Raw genomic sequence first — 16,466 nt, 5'->3', positions numbered from 1 at the left:
CCATCCATGGCTGTGCAGTCAGTAGAAAGCTCAACCACTTCCTCCACCACCTCCACCTCCGCCGCCTCCAAGGCTTTCGGCCCTGCCGTCGCATTGTCCTGCCGGGAGTGCGGTGAGCGGTTCGATCTGGGCCCGATTTTCGCGTGTGAGGTCTGTTTCGGGCCGCTCGAGGTCGCGTACGAGCTGCCGGCCGGCGACCCGGAGGGGCTGCGCCGCCGGATCGAGGCCGGCCCGAACAGCATCTGGCGCTACGCCCCGCTGCTGCCCGTCCCGGCGGACGTGGCGGACCTGCCCAGTCTGAACCCCGGTTTCACCAAGCTGGTCAAGGCCGACCACCTCGCCCGTGAGCTCGGCGTCACCGGTGAGCTGCACATCAAGGACGACTCCGGCAACCCCACCCACTCCTTCAAGGACCGGGTCGTCGCCATCGCCGTCCAGGCCGCCCGCACCTTCGGCTTCACCACCCTCTCCTGCTCCTCCACCGGGAACCTGGCCGGCGCGGTCGGCGCCGCGGCCGCCCGCGCGGGTTTCCGCTCCTGCGTCTTCATCCCGCACGACCTGGAGGCGGGCAAGGTCGTCATGGCCGCGGTCTACGGCGGTGACCTGGTCGGCATCGAGGGCACCTACGACGACGTCAACCGCTTCTGCAGCGAGCTGATCGGCGACCCCGCGGGCGAGGGCTGGGGCTTCGTCAACGTCAATCTGCGGCCCTACTACGGCGAGGGCTCCAAGACCCTGGCGTACGAGATCTGCGAGCAGCTCGGCTGGCGGCTGCCGGACCAGATCGTCATCCCGATCGCCTCCGGCTCCCAGCTCACCAAGATCGACAAGGGGCTGAAGGAGCTGATCGCGCTCGGGCTGGTCGAGGACAAGCCCTACAAGATCTTCGGCGCCCAGGCCGAGGGCTGCTCCCCGGTCTCCGCCGCCTTCAAGGCCGGCCATGACGTCGTACGGCCGCAGAAGCCGCGGACCATCGCCAAGTCGCTGGCCATCGGCAACCCCGCGGACGGCCCGTACGTCCTGGACATCGCCCGCCGTACGGGCGGCGCGGTGGAGGACGTGAACGACGAGCAGATCGTCGACGCGATCAAGCTGCTGGCCCGCACCGAGGGGATCTTCGCGGAGACCGCGGGCGGCGTGACCGTCGGCGTGACCAAGAAGCTGATCGAGGACGGCCTGCTCGACCCGTCCCTGACGACCGTCGTGCTGAACACCGGCGACGGCCTCAAGACCCTCGACGCGGTGGCTCCCACCACGGGCCCCTCCGCCATCATCCGCCCCACCCTTGACTCGTTCCGAGAGGCTGGCCTCGTATGAGCGTCAACGTTCGCATCCCGACCATCCTGCGCACCTACACCGGCGGTCAGGCCGAGGTCACCGCCGAGGGCGCGACCCTCGCCGAGGTCCTGGCGGACCTGGAGAAGAACCACCAGGGGATCGCGGCGCGCGTTCTGGACGACACCGGCAAGCTCCGCCGCTTCGTCAACGTCTACGTCAACGACGATGACGTCCGCTTCGCCGACGGCCTGGCCACGGCGACCCCGGACGGCGCCGGCGTCTCGATCATCCCGGCGGTCGCAGGCGGCTGCTGACCCCGCGTCCCCCTCCTCACCTTTGACGTCGCCCCGTCCGGGGACAACCGGACGGGGCGATTCCGTGTGTGGAAACGCGATACAGTTGCCCGGATTCCCCAGTGCACCCGGGGCCGGAGCCACATATGAGAACTCGTCAACTTGTGCGTAAAGTGTGTGCATGAATTGTCGGGTTGGTCCCTTATGTCCCGCCCGGCTTGCCCGAACTTCATATGAATTCTCGCTTTTAACCGTTCGGCCGTGCCCAGAATTCTCGTCCGATTGACCTGTTGCAGAGGGCGTTGGGACGGATACATTCAGCGGCGGTCGACGCGTTCCGGCGCACACCCCCCACATCCGGGGGGTGAGGTCTGACCCGGGTCCGCGGAGTGCGGTCCTGCGCAAGGGCCAGCAATAGGGGAGTTAGGAATGGCTCAGGGCACCGTCAAGTGGTTCAACGCGGAGAAGGGGTACGGCTTCATCGCGGTCGACGGTGGTGCGGACGTGTTCGTCCACTACAGCGCGATCCAGATGGACGGGTACCGCACCCTCGAGGAAGGCCAGCGGGTCGAGTTCGAGATCTCGCAGGGCCAGAAGGGCCCGCAGGCCGACATGGTCCGCGTGGCCGTAGGCTGACGCGCCGACGCGACGCAGCTGAACAGAACAAGTCCGAAGGGTTCGTACCTCGACCAGGGTACGGACCCTTCGGCATGCCCGGGGGCTCCCCCCCGGCCCGCGCGCCTCGCCCACGCCCGCCACCCCCCATGGAGCCCTTCGGGCGCTTGCGCCCACCCGTCACCCGGCCGCCACCCCCCATGGAGCCCTTCGGGCGCTTGCGCCCACCCGTCACCCGGCCGCCACCCCCCATGGAGCCCTTCGGGCGCTTGCGCCCACCCGTCACCCGGCCGCCACCCCCCATGGAGCCCTTCGGGCGCTTGCACTCGCATGGTCCGAGTGCTAATCATTGGCGTTAGCACTCTGACGTTGAGAGTGACAGAAGGACCGGGTCGGTGAGGCCCGTCGGGCCATGCGGGGCAAGGAACCGCACGGCAGACAGGCCGTCCGTCGCGGGCGCCAGCGCGGTCCGGAGCAATCCGCCCCCACGGCCTAACGGCCTGGGAGGTACCCCCTAAGTCTTGGGAGGACCACTTCACATGGCCAAGATCATCGCGTTCGACGAGGAGGCACGGCGCGGCCTCGAGCGCGGGATGAACCAGCTCGCCGACGCCGTCAAGGTCACCCTCGGCCCCAAGGGTCGCAACGTCGTCCTCGAGAAGAAGTGGGGCGCCCCCACGATCACCAACGATGGTGTGTCCATCGCCAAGGAGATCGAGCTCGAGGACGCGTACGAGAAGATCGGCGCCGAGCTGGTCAAGGAGGTCGCGAAGAAGACGGACGACGTCGCCGGTGACGGCACGACGACCGCGACCGTCCTCGCCCAGGCGCTGGTCAAGGAGGGCCTGCGCAACGTCGCCGCGGGTGCCAACCCGATGGCGCTCAAGCGCGGTATCGAGAAGGCCGTCGAGGCCGTCTCCGCCCAGCTCCTCGAGCAGGCCAAGGACGTGGAGACCAAGGAGCAGATCGCCTCCACCGCCTCCATCTCCGCCGCCGACACCCAGATCGGTGAGCTCATCGCCGAGGCGATGGACAAGGTCGGCAAGGAAGGCGTCATCACCGTCGAGGAGTCGCAGACCTTCGGGCTCGAGCTCGAGCTCACCGAGGGCATGCGCTTCGACAAGGGCTACATCTCCCCGTACTTCGCGACGGACATGGAGCGTATGGAGGCGTCGCTCGACGACCCGTACATCCTGATCGTCAACTCCAAGATCAGCAGCGTGAAGGACCTCCTCCCGCTGCTCGAGAAGGTCATGCAGTCGGGCAAGCCGCTGCTGATCATCGCGGAGGACATCGAGGGCGAGGCCCTGGCGACCCTGGTCGTCAACAAGATCCGTGGCACCTTCAAGTCCGTCGCCGTCAAGGCCCCGGGCTTCGGTGACCGCCGTAAGGCCATGCTCGGCGACATCGCCATCCTCACCGGTGGCACCGTCATCTCCGAGGAGGTCGGCCTCAAGCTGGAGAACGCCGGGCTGGACCTGCTCGGCCGCGCCCGCAAGGTCACCGTCACCAAGGACGAGACCACCATCGTGGACGGCGCCGGCGACACCGACCAGGTGCAGGGCCGCGTCAACCAGATCCGCGCCGAGATCGAGTCCTCGGACTCGGACTACGACCGCGAGAAGCTCCAGGAGCGCCTGGCGAAGCTGGCCGGCGGCGTGGCCGTCATCAAGGCCGGTGCCGCCACCGAGGTCGAGCTCAAGGAGCGCAAGCACCGCATCGAGGACGCGGTGCGCAACGCCAAGGCCGCCGTCGAGGAGGGCATCGTCGCCGGTGGTGGCGTGGCCCTGCTCCAGACCGTCTCGGTCTTCGAGAAGCTGGAGCTCGAGGGCGACGAGGCCACCGGTGCCCAGGCCGTGCGCCTGGCCCTGGAGGCCCCGCTCAAGCAGATCGCGGTCAACGCCGGTCTCGAGGGCGGCGTCGTGGTCGAGAAGGTGCGCAACCTGACCCCGGGTCACGGCCTCAACGCCGCGTCCGGTGAGTACGTCGACCTGATCGCCGAGGGCATCATCGACCCGGCCAAGGTCACCCGCTCGGCGCTCCAGAACGCCGCGTCGATCGCCGCGCTGTTCCTGACCACCGAGGCCGTCATCGCCGACAAGCCGGAGAAGGCCGCCCCGGCGGGCGCTCCGGGCGGCATGCCGGGCGGTGACATGGACTTCTGATCGACTCGGCGCGTTCACACGCCGATCGGTCGAACCGTCCGATACGTCGGGGCGGCACCCTCTCCCAGGGGTGCCGCCCCGACGGCGTTCCAAGGCGGTGCGGAGGTCACCCCGTGGCGGCCTCGAGGGCGGCGCGCAGATGGCCGTTGGCCGCGCCGAGCAGCTTCTTTGCGGTCGGGGCGTCCACCCCGCCCAGGATGGTGAGGATCGCGTTCTTCACCTCGCCGTCCGTGGCCGCCAGCGCGCTTTCGATCCGCTGGTCGGAGGCGCCGGTCGCCAGGAAGACGATCCTCCGCGAGCGGGCGCGCAGCTTGTCGTTGGAGGCCCGCACATCGACCATCAGATTCCCGAAGGTCTTGCCCAGCCGGATCATGGTGATGGTCGAGATCATGTTGAGCACGAGCTTCTGGGCCGTGCCCGCCTTCAGCCGGGTCGAGCCGGTGAGCAGCTCCGGCCCCACCACGACCTCGATGCCGTGGTCGGCCGCGGCGGCGAGCGCCGAGCCGGCGTTGCAGGACAGGCCGACGGTCAGCGCGCCACGGTGCCGGGCGTACTCGACCGCGCCCACGGCGTACGGGGTGCGCCCGGAGGCCGAGACGCCGATCACCGTGTCGTCGGGTCCGATCCCGAGCCGCTCGAGGTCCCGGGCGGCCAGCTCCGCGCTGTCCTCCGCTCCCTCGACCGAGGTCACCACGGCCTCCGGGCCGCCCGCGATCAGGCCGACGACCTGCTCGGGCCGGGTGTTGAAGGTGGGTGGGCATTCACTCGCGTCGAGCACCCCGAGCCGTCCCGCGGTGCCCGCGCCCGTATAGATCAGACGGCCGCCACGGGACATCCGCGCGGCGATGGCGTCGATGGCGGCGGCGATCTGAGGCAGCCGGCCGGCGACGGCGGCGGGGACGGCGGCGTCCTCCGCGTTCATGATCCGGGCGATCTCGAGGGTTTCGAGCCGGTCGATCCCGGCGAGTTCGGGGCGGAACGCCTCGGTGGTCAGGGTGTCGAGCTGGTCGCGGAGCCGTGCGGCGTCCTGATCGGCTGTGGAGTCGGCGGAAGTCATGGTGAAGCGGCTCTTTCCGGTACGTCAGCGTAAAGGTGGGGGTGACGGTGACTGGAAGGGCAGCCACCGGGCGATGCGGTGACCGGGAGGTTCGGGGTTCGGGGTCGGGGGATCGGGGGTGAGACCGAACGGTCTGGTGGCGAACGGCCTGGTGGCGCGTCGGGCTCAGCGATGCCGGGGACGCGGGTCGTGCCGGTGCGCGAGGGCCTCGTACGACGCGGAGAGGGCGGGCGCGGCCGCTTCGTACGTCCGCTGGGCGACCCCTATGAACAGGCAGTCCACCACTAGCAGCTGGCTGGTGCGGCTGGACATGGCCGCCGGTCGCAGCTCGCTCTCGCGCGCGGTCGAGGTGGTGAGCACCAGGTCGGCGTACTGCGCGACCTCGCCGTCCGGCCGTCCGGTGATCGCGACGGTGGTCGCCCCGTGCTCGAACGCCACCCGCAGCGGCTCGATGACATCCGTCGTACGCCCGGAGTGGGTGATCGCGATGGCGACGTCACCGGAGTGCAGCTGCACCGCGTTGGTGACCGCGAGGTGCGGATCGGCGTGCGCGTGGGCTATCAGCCCGATGCGCAGCAGCTTCTGGACCAGGTCCTGTCCGACCAGACTGGACGCCCCCACCCCGTACACATCGATCCGGCGGGCCGTGGCCAGCGCCGAGACGGCGGCCTCGACCTGGCTGGTGTCCAGACCGGCGGCGGTGTCGGCCAGGCACTGCTGCTCCTCCTGCGCCAGCTTGGTGACCACGTCGGCTATCGGATCGTCGACCGCGATGTCCGCCGTGACGGCCGGGGCCCGGCCGGCCGCCTGCTGCGCGGCGAGCGCGGCGAGCGCGAGGCGCAGATCGCGGTATCCGGGGTAGCCGAGCAGCCGGGAGGTGCGGACGACGGTGGCCTCGCTGGTGCCGGTCCGCTCGGCGAGCCCGGTGACGGTGAGCGCCGCGCATCCGGCCGGATCACCCGCCACCGCCTCCGCGACGCGCTGCATGGAGCGGGTCATGGAGGGAGCTAACGTGCGGACCTTCGCGGCGAGGGCCGCCGGGGCGGGGGGCGGGGCGCCGGGGTTCGGTGGTGACATGAAAGCTTCCTTGAAAGTTTCCTTCAGTTCGCTACTCATCGGTGAAAACTATTTCCGGGGGTGGGGCCCGTCAACCCTCGGCGAGGCTGCGTGGCCGGTAGGCGCGCAGGCGCCAGGGGAGCGAACAGGCGCCGGAACGCAGCAAAGGTGACAATGGGACCCATGAAGCTCGAACACGCACTGCACGCGGCCCGCGCCCTCGTCCTGGCCGACCTCGCGGCGGGAGAGGTCGCACGGGCCGATATCGTCTCGCTGGTCGAGGACGCGATCGCGCACCGGCGGTGGTGGGTCGAGCAGTGGCCGGAGGGCGCGGCGTACGTGGCCGGTCTGGTCGCCCAGGACGTCCAGGACGCCCTGCTGGAGCGGTACGGCCGATGGCCGCTGTGTCCCGTCTGCACCCGGGGCGGCGACCTCCACGCCCTGGACGTGGAGCCCGAGTTGGGCCCCGACCCGCACTGGGTCTGCGGCAAGACGGCGGTCGCGGTGGCGCCCGTGGGGTCGTTGGGCACCACCCTCTGATGGCCGTACTGATCGACCCGCCCTCGTGGCCGGGCCACGGCCGCATGTGGTCCCACCTCGTCAGCGATGTCTCCTACGCCGAACTCCACGCCTTCGCCGCCCGCATCGGCGCTCCGCGCCGGGGTTTCGACCGCGACCACTACGACGTACCGGGCGAGCTGTACGAGGAGGCGGTACGGGCGGGGGCGGAGGAGGTCGGCAGCAAGGAACTCCTCCGCCGTCTGAAGGCCGCGGGCCTCCGCCGCCCCAAGCGCGCCGCGAACGCGGACTGACCAGGGGTCGGCCCTGCGGCCCGCTCCTCGGGCCCGCCGCTCCGGCCGGCCGACCGGAGCGGCCGGCCCGAGGGAATCTCACACCGCACGGCGTGTCCCGGGACCCACGCCGCACGGCCTGTCCGGGGACAGGCCGTGCGGCGACCGCACCGCCCGATGGCGCCGACGCGCCCCGCGTGCGCGCCCGTTGGGCCGTGGGGCGGGGCAGCGCGGCAGCGCGGGGCGCCGCGCCGTCGGGCACCCGTGACTTCCGGGGTGCCCGTCGCCCGGCCGCGCGGGCGGAACCTGCCGCCGGGATCGGCGCGGAGGGACCGGGGCGGGGCGCTTCCCGGCCTCAGCGCGAGACGCGGGCGGAGTCGTGGGCGGCGTGGTGGGCGGAGCCGTGCGCAGCCTCCTCCAGCGAGTCGGCCGAGGTGGCGATGATGCGCGAGGAGCCGGTTGCCCGGTGCACCCGTGCGGCGACCGCCGTCGCCACCACGCCCGTACCGGCGAGCGCGGCGCCCGTCCAGGCGACCGCCGGGTAGCCCCAGCCCGCGTCGATGACCAGTCCGCCGAGCCACGGGCCGACCGTGTTGCCGATGTTGAAGGCGGAGGTGTTCGTCGCACCCGCGAGCGTGGGCGCGGCGTTCGCGAGGTTGAACATCCGGGCGTTGAGCGCGGGCGCGGTGAAGAAGGCGGTGAAGCCGAGCATCAGCGCCAGGGCGACGGCCGCGACCGGGCTGTGCGCGGTCAGCGCCAGCGCGCTCAGCACGACCGTCGAGGCGACGATGCCGCCGAACATCGTGCCGAACAGATGCGCGTCCGCGATCCGTCCGCCGATCACCGTACCCAGCAGCGCGCCGACCCCGAACAGCGCGAGGACGGTCGGGACCCAGCCCTCGTCCAGTCCCGACACATCCGTCAGCAGCGGTCCGAGGTAGGAGAAGAGGCAGAAGACCGCGCCACCGCTCAGCGCGGTGGCGGCCAGCGCCAGCCAGACCTGCGGATCGCGGTAGATGCGCAGCTCGGCGCGGAGCCGCGGCTGGTCGTCCCCGGTCGGCACCTCGGTACGCGGTACGAGCGCGACGACCCCGACCAGTCCGAGCGCCGACAGCCCGGCCACCGCCCAGAAGGCGGCCCGCCACCCGGCGTGCTGCCCGAGGAACGCCCCGGCCGGCACCCCGGCGATGTTCGCGATGCTCAGGCCGCCGACCATCACCGCCATCGCCTTCGCCCGCGCGCCGACCGGCACCAGCGATACGGCCACCGCGGCGCCGACGGCCCAGAACCCGGCGCACGCGAGCGCGCTCACCACCCGGGAGGCGAACAGCACCCCGTACGACGGGGCCAGCGCCCCGGCGATCTGCCCCAGCCCGAAGACGGCGAGCAGGGCGATCAACGTCGTGCGCCTCGGCAGCCGCAAGGTGGCCGCCGCCAGCACCGGCGCCCCGACCACCATGCCGATGGCGAAGGCCGAGATCAGCAGCCCGGCCGTGGGGATCGACACCCCCATGTCCCGGGCGACGGGTTGCAGCAGCCCGGACAGCATGAACTCGGAGGTACCGAGAGCGAAGACGGACAGCCCGAGGACATAGACGGCCAGGGGCATGCGGGAGCGAGCGGAATCCGCTGGGGAGGACGAGGGCATGCCAGGCTCAACGCCACCGGATGAGCTCGGCATTCCTGCCCGGAGCAGCGGCGACGAGGAGCTGTCCAGGTACGGTGCCCGATCACAGCCAGGTGGTGGCCGGCCAGATGACCAGAGCCGTCATGGCGATGAGCCCGACGTTGAGTGTGATCTGGCGGTCTTCGCCGGTCAGGTGGACGGCGACGGCGCCGATCTGGAGGAGCACGAACCCGATGGCCGCGGCCAGCGCCAGCCAGGGTGCGATGCCGGTCAGCGGCGGCAGGACCAGCCCGGCCGCACCGAGTATCTCGACCGCCCCCAGCGCCCTGACGGCGGGCATGGGCATGCGGTCGACCCAGGCCATCATCGGGCGGAGTCGGTCGCGGTCACGGATCGCTTTCACCGCGCCTGAGTAGAGATAGAAGAGGGCGAGCAGCCCGGCGACGATCCAATAGGCGATGTTCACGCTTCCCGTCCCGCGGGCTCGGTCGCGTAGCGGCGCATCACGCGGAGGTTGTCCTGTGGCGTCAGCGGCCGGCCCTCGGCGATCACGTTCTGGAGGTCTCGGAAGTACTGCACGTACAGGTCCGGGGTGAACGTGCTGAGGAAGACGGCGGGTTGGTCGGTGGGGTTGGCGAAGGTGTGGGGGACGCCGGGCGGAACCATCACGAGTGTGCCCGCGGTGGCCTCGTAGTCCTTGTCCCCGACGGTGAACCGGAGCGTGCCGGAGACGATGTAGAAGCCCTCGTCGTGCTGGGCGTGGCGGTGCTGCGGCGGTCCGGAGGTGTGCGGGGCGAGGACGGACTCGGCGATCGCGAGGCGGTGCTCGGTGTGGCTGCCGTCTTCGAGGACGCGCATGCGTGTGGTGCCCAGGACGATCATCTCGCCGTCGTCGGGGCCGACCACCGATACGGCGGGCTCGGTCTGCGGTGCGCTGGTCTTGGCTGCGTCGGTCATGGTCCGAGTGCACCGCCAGGGCCCCGCGGCTGTCCAAGATCCGTTCCGCAAGGCCGATGCCCTATGGGTATCGCCGCAGCGTGGAGTTCAGGCAGCCCGCGCTGCGTCGTGCAGGTCACGCGGTCAGCAACTCCAGCTCCGTGGCCATGTTGTGGCGTGCGGCGGCCTCCCAGCGGGTGTGGGCGACGGGCGTACGGAACAGATGGGGGAGTCCCAGCAGGTGGCGGAGGACGTTCGCGCGGCCCTCGCGGAAGGCGTCGTCGGGGACGAAGCCGTACTCCTCCCGGACCGCCGCCGCGTAGGCGCCGTACTCCTCGGGGGAGCCGGCCAGCACGGCCAGGTCGGCGTCGCAGAGGACCTCGCCGTTGGTGTCGCCCTCGGCGGGGTCGTGGTCGAGGGTGACGAGGACGAGGCGCACGGTCTCGGCCGTGCGGGCGGCCGGGACGCCCGCCTCGGTGAGGGCGCGTTCGGCGAGGCGGGCGCTGCGTTCCTCGTTGGTCGAGCGGTCGGGGAGGTAGACGGCGTCGTGGAACCAGGCGGCGAGGCGGATGGCGGCCGGGTCGGGGGCCTGGACGTGCGGGAGCAGTTCGTCCACCCGGTCCAGGACCGCGATCAGGTGGTCGGTGGTGTGGTAGCGGCGCTGGGGTTCGGCCCAGCGGGACAGGAGGTCCTCACCGTAGGGGCCGGGGGCGGGGGCGGTGGTTTCGCGGGTGCTGGTTTCGCGGGCGCTGGTGAGGAGGTCTGTCCAGCGGGCGAGCAGGGCGTCGTGGGCCGGATGACGTGCGGGTGAGGGCGCGGGCATGGGCCAATTGTGGGGTAAGGGTTTGTCCTCTTGCGCGGTGTGGCAAGCTGTGAGGCATGTCTAGACCAATTCTCGAGGTGATCGCCCTGGACCCGGCGGACGCGATCGCCGCACAGGCCGGAGGGGCTGACCGCCTCGAACTGGTCACCGACATCGCCGCCGACGGACTCACTCCATCCCGTGAGACCTTCGCCGCGGTCCGTTCGGCCGTGGACCTTCCGGTGCGGGTGATGCTCCGCGCGTCCGACGGCTTCGCGGCGGGGGACGCCGCCGCGCTCGACGCGCTGTGCGAGGCCGCCGCCGCGCTGTACTCGGAGGGGGCGGACGAGTTCGTCCTGGGCTTCCTGACCGACGACGGCGAGGTCGACCTGGCCGCCGTGACCGCGCTGACCGAGGCCGTGCGCGCGGGCGCGGGCGTGGACGAGAGCCGCTGGACCTTCCACCGGGCCATCGACCGCACCGGGGACCGCGACGGACTGCGCAAGCGGCTCGCCGACCTCCCCGGCCTGGACACGTACCTCACCGCCGGTTCGGCGCACGGCGTCGACGACGGCCTGCCGACACTGCTCGCCGAGGCCGAGCGGGCCGGCACGCCAGGCTACGAGCCGCGCCTCATGGTGGGCGGCGGGCTGCGCCTCGACCATCTGCCCATGCTGCGCGCCGGCGGGATCGACGCCTTCCACATCGGCGGCGCGGCCCGCCCGGCGGGCTGGTCCGGCCCCGTGGACGCGGCCGTGGTCGGCCAGTGGCGCACGGCCCTGGACGCGTCGGTGCCGGTGGCCTGACGGACCTGACGGGAGGAGGAAGGGGGAGCCGGGCGCCGGCCGCCGCAGGCCGGGCCCCCTTCCGGAAGCGAGGCCGCCGGCCCCGGCCGTCCCCCTTCCGGGGGCGGTGCTGTCGTAGGCCCGGCCTGTCCCCCCTCCGGGCGCGGGGCTGCCGCAGACCTGGCCGTCCCCCTCCCGGTAGCGGTGCTGCCATAGGCCCGGCCGCTCTCCTTCCGGGGGGCGGGGTCGCGCAGCCCCGGCCCGTCCCCTCCCGGTAGTGGGGCCGCCGCAGCACCGGCCGCCCCTCCCCGGAGCGGGGCCGCCGCGTACCTGGCCGCCGCCCCCTTCCGGAGGTGTCAGGCCAATCGCTCTGGCAGCGGTGCCGCGTGGATCACCGTCAGGCCGGAGACGGCGCGGGTCAGGGCGACGTACAGGCGGCGCAGTCCAGTGCGTTCGTCGGGCTCGCCGTCGATCACGGCGGCCGGTTCGTCCAGTACCACGTAGTCGTACTCCAGACCCTTCGCCAGCGTCGCCGGGACGAGGGTGAGGCGGGCCTCCGCGCTGGTCTCCTCGCCGGGGGAGAGATGCGCCAGGCCCGCCGCGTCGAGGGCCCGGACCAGCATCGGAATCCGGGCCTCCGCCGCGATCAGGCCGATCGAGCCCTCATGTGTCAGCGCCTCCCGGCACGCGGCGATCACGGCGGCGTCCAGTTCCGCCGGGTCCACGGCGCGTACGGAGAAGTCGCCCGCCGCCTCACGGATCGAGGTGGCCTCCGACAGGCCGGGGGCGATGGCGGGCAGCAGCCGCGAGGCGTAGGCGATCACCTCGCGCGGCACCCGGAACCCCTGCGTCAGCTCCTCGACCGCCGCCCCCTCCTTGCCCAGGTGGGTCAGTGCCTCCTCCCAACTGGCCGTCGCCCACGGGGTGGTGCCCTGGGCGATGTCGCCGAGCACGGTCGCCGAACCGGTGCTGCAGCGGCGGCCCACCGCCCGGTACTGCATGGGGGACAGGTCCTGTGCCTCGTCCAGGACCACATGGCCGAGGGACGGGGTGCGCTCGATGAGATCGGCGGCCTCGTCGATCAGCACCAGGTCCGCCGGGGACCACTTAGCGGACTTCACGCCGCGCGCCGGCTTCGTCCACAGGATGGTCTTCTGTTCCTCGGCGTCGAGGACGCCGTCCGCGTGCTCGGCCAGGAAGTCGGCGTCGGAGAGCAGCCGCAGCACCAGCTTGGCCGGGTCGACCGGCGGCCAGATCGCCTTGACCGCCGCCTTGACGGCCGCGTTGCGCGCGACCGCGTCCTGGACCCGGTCGTCGGGCGCCTCGCCCGCCTGTTCCATCCGGACGAGCACGGCGTGCGCGATGCGCTGCGGCAGCGCGTCGCGGGCGGCACCGTAGCGGATGTCGCGGGTGAGCAACTCCTCGACGATCTCCTCCAGTTCGTACGCGGGTACCCGCCAGCGGCGGGAGCCGCGCACCACCACACACGGTTCGGTGGGGGTGGTGACGTAGGAGCGCAGGGCGCGGCGCAGCACCTCGGCCAGCCGTGCGTCGCCCTTGACGCGGGCCGCGTCGGGCGTGTCGGCGCCACGCGCCTGCGCGCCCAGGGCCGGGCGGGTCACCAGGTCCTCGACGGTCGCCTGGGCCACCTGCAACTCACCGAGGGCGGGCAGGACCTGCTCGATGTAGTGGAGGAAGGACCGGTTCGGGCCGATGACCAGGGTGCCGGAGCGGGCCAGCCGCTCGCGGTGCGCGTACAGCAGATACGCCACCCGGTGCAGCCCCACGGCCGTCTTCCCGGTGCCCGGCGCCCCCTGGACGCAGATGGTGCCGCCGATTCCCTGGCGGACGATCTCGTCCTGCTCCGGCTGGATCGTCGCGACGATGTCCCGCATCGGTCCCACGCGCGGGCGCTCGATCTCGGACTGGAGCAGCTTGCTGGTCTGTTCCGACTCGGTGGGGTCGCTGAGCCGTTCGTCCTCGTACGCCGTCAACTCGCCGCCGGTGTAGCCGAAGCGGCGGCGCAGCGCGATGTCCATGGGCGCTTTTTTGGACGCCTGGTAGAAGGGCTCGGAGACGGGGGCGCGCCAGTCGATGACCATGGGGTCGCCGTCCGCGTCGTGTACATGGCGGCGGCCGATGTAGAAACGTTCCCCCTCCGCGCCCTCCGCCGCCTCCGCGCCCGGTGCGTGCAGATAGTCCAGGCGGCCGAAGAAGAGCGGGGTGTCGGCGAGGTCGGCCAGGGCCTTGATGCGTTCGCTCACCTGATGGTGCAGGGCTTCGGCGTTGACCCAGTTCGCGGCGACGTCCCGGAGGTCGAGGGCCTCGACGTCGGCGCGCATGGCGCGCAGCGCGGCGCGGGACGCGGTCAGATGGGCGCGCTCCCGCGCGAGGGGGTCCGCGACGGGGTCCAAGGCGGGGTCCGCGAGGGATTCTGGGTGGTCAGGGGCGTGCGAGGGCACGGCGTAGCCTCCGGCGAGCGAGTACACGAGCGAGTACACAAACGAGCACACAAAGCGGATGCGCGGTACGGATGCGCGCGGTCCGGATGCCGGCCGGTTTCCGTCCGGACGGCGGCTCTCCCGTTCGTCGTTCGTCCGGAACGCGGGAGGCGGCAAGACCGGCGATTGTAGCCACGGCGTGTCGCGGAGGCGAATGAATTATTGCGGCCCCGGGAGCGCGGCTCCGGGAGTGCCGTGCCGGGCGGGCGGTCCCGGGCCGGCCTCACGCGAGCCGCAGCGCGCGGAAGGTCACGCGCTGGTTGAACCAGAGCAGCGTCACCGTCGTCACGCCCATCAGCACGGCGACGGCCAGGTGTCCGGCGACCGAGGTGACCGGGGCGCCGAGGACGGCGAGGAGGAGATGGAGGCCGACGCGGAGCGTGATCAGCCCGAGGGCGATACCGCGCGTACGGGAGTTCTTGAGCATGGCGCGCATCAGCTTCATCCGGCGGCGCAGCACGGTCACCCCGACCACGACGTTCACCAGGCCGATCCCGACGAGCACCATCCAGGCGTCGTCCCACGCCTTGGTCAGGTCGTACGCGGCGCCCATGACGCCTTCGAAGCCGAAGAACCACACCGGCAGTGGCTTGACCTCGCTCAGGTCGACGTCGGCGGTACCGGTGTCGCGTTCACCGGGCCTGCGTTCACCGGCCTTGCGTTCACCGGTCTTGCGTGCGCGGATGCTGATGCCCATGTCCCCCGCCCTTTCGGCGTCGTGTGGTGCGGTGTCCTGCTGACACCCACGATCCTTCCGGGCGGAGAACGCCCCGGGCAGAGTCGGCGATCACCGGTCACCCATGACAGAAGTCATGGGTGGAGGGAGGGGGACGGCGGCCCGGGTCGGCGAAGGTCAGACGTCCTCGTCCGCGAGCAGTTCGCTCGCGTCCACGATCCGGTACGCGTATCCCTGCTCGGCCAGGAACCGCTGGCGGTGTGCCGCGAAGTCCTGGTCGATGGTGTCGCGTGCGACCACCGAGTAGAAGACCGCCGGGTGGCCGTCGGCCTTCGGACGCAGCACCCGGCCCAGCCGCTGGGCCTCCTCCTGGCGGGAGCCGAAGGTGCCGGAGACCTGGATGGCGACCGTGGCCTCGGGGAGGTCGATGGAGAAGTTGGCGACCTTCGAGACGACGAGCACCGACAGCTCGCCCTCCCGGAAGGCGTCGAAGAGCTTCTCCCGCTGCGCGTTGGTGGTCTCGCCCTTGATGACGGGGGCGTCCAGATGCTCGCCCAACTCGTCGAGCTGGTCGATGTACTGGCCGATGACCAGCGTCTGCTGCCCCTTGTGCCGGGCGACCAGCGCCTCGGTGATCCGCCGCTTGGAGTCGGTCGTGGCGCAGTAGCGGTACTTCTCGTCGGCCTCGGCGGTCGCGTACGCCAGCCGCTCGGTCTCGGTCAGATTGACCCGGACCTCGACACAGTCGGCGGGGGCGATGTAGCCCTGCGCCTCGATCTCCTTCCAGGGCGCGTCGAAGCGCTTCGGCCCGATGAGCGAGAAGACGTCGGACTCCCGGCCGTCCTCCCGGACGAGGGTCGCCGTGAGCCCGAGCCGCCGCCGCGCCTGGAGATCGGCGGTGAACTTGAAGACGGGCGCGGGCAGCAGATGCACCTCGTCGTAGACGATCAGGCCCCAGTCGCGGGAGTCGAACAGCTCCAGATGCGGGTAGACGCCCTTCCGCTTGGTGGTGAGCACCTGGTACGTGGCGATGGTGATCGGGCGGATCTCCTTCCGCGTACCGCTGTACTCGCCGATCTCGTCCTCGGTGAGCGAGGTGCGGCGCACCAGCTCGTGCTTCCACTGCCGGGCGGAGACGGTGTTGGTGACCAGGATCAGCGTGGTCGACTTGGCGGTGGCCATCGCACCCGCCCCCACCAGCGTCTTTCCGGCGCCACAGGGCAGGACGACGACACCCGAGCCGCCGTGCCAGAAGCCCTCCACGGCCTGTTTCTGGTACGGCCGCAGCGCCCAGCCGTCCTCGCACAGCTCGATGGGGTGCGCCTCGCCGTCCACATAGCCGGCCAGGTCCTCGGCGGGCCAGCCCAGCTTCAGCAGCGTCTGCTTGATCTGCCCGCGCTCGGAGGGGTGGACGACGACGGTCTCCGGGTCGATCCGGGCGCCGACCAGCGGCTGGATCTTCTTGGACCGCAGGATCTCCTCGAGGACCGGGCGGTCGCTGGTCTCCAGGACCAGACCGTGGGTGGGGTGCTTGAGCAGCCGCAGCCGCCCGTAGCGGGCCATGGTCTCGGCGACGTCGACGAGGAGGGCGTGCGGGACGGGGTAGCGGGAGTACGCGACGAGGGCGTCGACCACCTGCTCGGCGTCGTGCCCGGCGGCGCGGGCGTTCCACAGCCCCAGCGGGGTCACCCGGTAGGTGTGGATGTGCTCGGGCGCCCGCTCCAGCTCGGCGAAGGGCGCGATGGCGCGGCGGCAGGCGTCCGCCTGCTCGTGGTCCACCTCGAGCAGGAGCGTCTTGTCGCTTTGGACGATGAGGGGTCCATTCACGCGCCTGGGTCCTTTCGTACTGCCGGCCAAAGAACCAGTGTCCACCATCGGGCCGGG

Annotated in this window: 16 protein-coding genes; 7 read left to right on the top strand and 9 right to left on the bottom strand. The window is 71.6% G+C overall.

The window, feature by feature from the left end; translation table 11 throughout:
- The first annotated feature begins 6 nt into the window (after nucleotides 1–6).
- From thrC to groL, 4 genes are all read left to right on the top strand, one after another.
- On the top strand, nucleotides 7–1,317 hold the full coding sequence (thrC, locus tag N6H00_RS18010) for a threonine synthase (RefSeq protein WP_268972771.1): 1,311 nt from the start codon (nucleotides 7–9) through the stop codon (nucleotides 1,315–1,317).
- Nucleotides 1,314–1,592, top strand: coding sequence for a MoaD/ThiS family protein (locus tag N6H00_RS18005; protein WP_030828304.1), 279 nt, complete (start codon nucleotides 1,314–1,316; stop codon nucleotides 1,590–1,592). The genes thrC and N6H00_RS18005 overlap by 4 nt, the downstream gene beginning before the upstream one ends.
- Nucleotides 1,593–2,000: 408 nt before the next feature.
- Nucleotides 2,001–2,207 (top strand): cold-shock protein, encoded by a 207-nt coding sequence (locus N6H00_RS18000; RefSeq protein ID WP_009716982.1) that lies wholly within the window; start codon nucleotides 2,001–2,003, stop codon nucleotides 2,205–2,207.
- A gap of 518 nt (nucleotides 2,208–2,725) precedes the next feature.
- Nucleotides 2,726–4,351, top strand: a complete 1,626-nt coding sequence (gene groL / locus N6H00_RS17995) for a chaperonin GroEL (protein ID WP_268972766.1) — start codon at nucleotides 2,726–2,728, stop codon at nucleotides 4,349–4,351.
- Between the two features lie 106 nt (nucleotides 4,352–4,457).
- Here groL and murQ read toward each other — a convergent pair whose 3' ends face one another.
- Together murQ and N6H00_RS17985 are read right to left on the bottom strand one after the other, a co-directional pair.
- Nucleotides 4,458–5,408: an N-acetylmuramic acid 6-phosphate etherase gene (gene murQ, locus N6H00_RS17990; protein WP_268972765.1), complete on the bottom strand. Its 951-nt coding sequence runs from the start codon at nucleotides 5,406–5,408 to the stop codon at nucleotides 4,458–4,460.
- 165 nt (nucleotides 5,409–5,573) lie between these two features.
- The gene (locus N6H00_RS17985; protein WP_443072978.1) at nucleotides 5,574–6,524 is read right to left on the bottom strand and encodes a MurR/RpiR family transcriptional regulator; all 951 of its coding nucleotides are present in this window, start codon (nucleotides 6,522–6,524) and stop codon (nucleotides 5,574–5,576) included.
- A 123-nt stretch (nucleotides 6,525–6,647) separates the two neighbouring features.
- Here N6H00_RS17985 and N6H00_RS17980 point away from each other — a divergent pair, with 123 nt between their 5' ends.
- Together N6H00_RS17980 and N6H00_RS17975 are read left to right on the top strand one after the other, a co-directional pair.
- Nucleotides 6,648–7,004 (top strand): hypothetical protein, encoded by a 357-nt coding sequence (locus N6H00_RS17980; RefSeq protein ID WP_268972764.1) that lies wholly within the window; start codon nucleotides 6,648–6,650, stop codon nucleotides 7,002–7,004.
- Nucleotides 7,004–7,276 (top strand): DUF4031 domain-containing protein, encoded by a 273-nt coding sequence (locus N6H00_RS17975; protein ID WP_268972763.1) that lies wholly within the window; start codon nucleotides 7,004–7,006, stop codon nucleotides 7,274–7,276. The genes N6H00_RS17980 and N6H00_RS17975 overlap by 1 nt, the downstream gene beginning before the upstream one ends.
- Nucleotides 7,277–7,610: 334 nt before the next feature.
- Here the strand turns inward: N6H00_RS17975 and N6H00_RS17970 are convergent, their stop codons facing one another.
- The 4 genes from N6H00_RS17970 to N6H00_RS17955 all read right to left on the bottom strand — a co-directional run bounded on the left by N6H00_RS17970 (nucleotide 7,611) and on the right by N6H00_RS17955 (nucleotide 10,641).
- Complete coding sequence (locus N6H00_RS17970; RefSeq protein ID WP_268972762.1) at nucleotides 7,611–8,864, bottom strand: Cmx/CmrA family chloramphenicol efflux MFS transporter; 1,254 nt, start codon at nucleotides 8,862–8,864, stop codon at nucleotides 7,611–7,613.
- Between the two features lie 121 nt (nucleotides 8,865–8,985).
- Nucleotides 8,986–9,348: a DoxX family protein gene (locus tag N6H00_RS17965; protein WP_268972761.1), complete on the bottom strand. Its 363-nt coding sequence runs from the start codon at nucleotides 9,346–9,348 to the stop codon at nucleotides 8,986–8,988.
- The gene (locus N6H00_RS17960; RefSeq protein ID WP_268972760.1) at nucleotides 9,345–9,839 is read right to left on the bottom strand and encodes a cupin domain-containing protein; all 495 of its coding nucleotides are present in this window, start codon (nucleotides 9,837–9,839) and stop codon (nucleotides 9,345–9,347) included. The genes N6H00_RS17965 and N6H00_RS17960 overlap by 4 nt, the downstream gene beginning before the upstream one ends.
- A 115-nt stretch (nucleotides 9,840–9,954) precedes the next feature.
- Entirely contained in the window at nucleotides 9,955–10,641 is a 687-nt protein-coding gene (locus N6H00_RS17955) for an HD domain-containing protein (protein ID WP_268972759.1), read from the bottom strand.
- Nucleotides 10,642–10,697: 56 nt separating this feature from the next.
- Between N6H00_RS17955 and N6H00_RS17950 the strand changes: the two genes are divergently transcribed.
- A complete protein-coding gene (locus tag N6H00_RS17950) occupies nucleotides 10,698–11,426 on the top strand; it encodes a copper homeostasis protein CutC (protein ID WP_268972758.1) in 729 nt (242 codons plus the stop codon).
- Between the two features lie 335 nt (nucleotides 11,427–11,761).
- Here N6H00_RS17950 and N6H00_RS17945 read toward each other — a convergent pair whose 3' ends face one another.
- The 3 genes from N6H00_RS17945 to N6H00_RS17935 form a co-directional block, all read right to left on the bottom strand.
- Nucleotides 11,762–13,867 (bottom strand): HelD family protein, encoded by a 2,106-nt coding sequence (locus tag N6H00_RS17945; RefSeq protein WP_268977026.1) that lies wholly within the window; start codon nucleotides 13,865–13,867, stop codon nucleotides 11,762–11,764.
- 262 nt (nucleotides 13,868–14,129) lie between these two features.
- Nucleotides 14,130–14,603, bottom strand: coding sequence for a hypothetical protein (locus N6H00_RS17940; protein ID WP_268972757.1), 474 nt, complete (start codon nucleotides 14,601–14,603; stop codon nucleotides 14,130–14,132).
- A gap of 156 nt (nucleotides 14,604–14,759) precedes the next feature.
- Nucleotides 14,760–16,409 carry a DNA repair helicase XPB gene (locus N6H00_RS17935; protein ID WP_268972756.1) on the bottom strand — a complete coding sequence of 550 codons (1,650 nt, stop codon included), beginning with the start codon at nucleotides 16,407–16,409 and terminating at the stop codon, nucleotides 14,760–14,762.
- Nucleotides 16,410–16,466: the final 57 nt, after the last annotated feature.

Source organism: Streptomyces sp. S465, from assembly GCF_026898115.1.
GTDB classification, from domain to species: Bacteria; Actinomycetota; Actinomycetes; order Streptomycetales; family Streptomycetaceae; genus Streptomyces; species Streptomyces luomodiensis.
The sequence above is the reverse complement of the archived record's forward strand: the minus strand, read 5'-3'. Positions and strand labels throughout refer to the sequence as shown.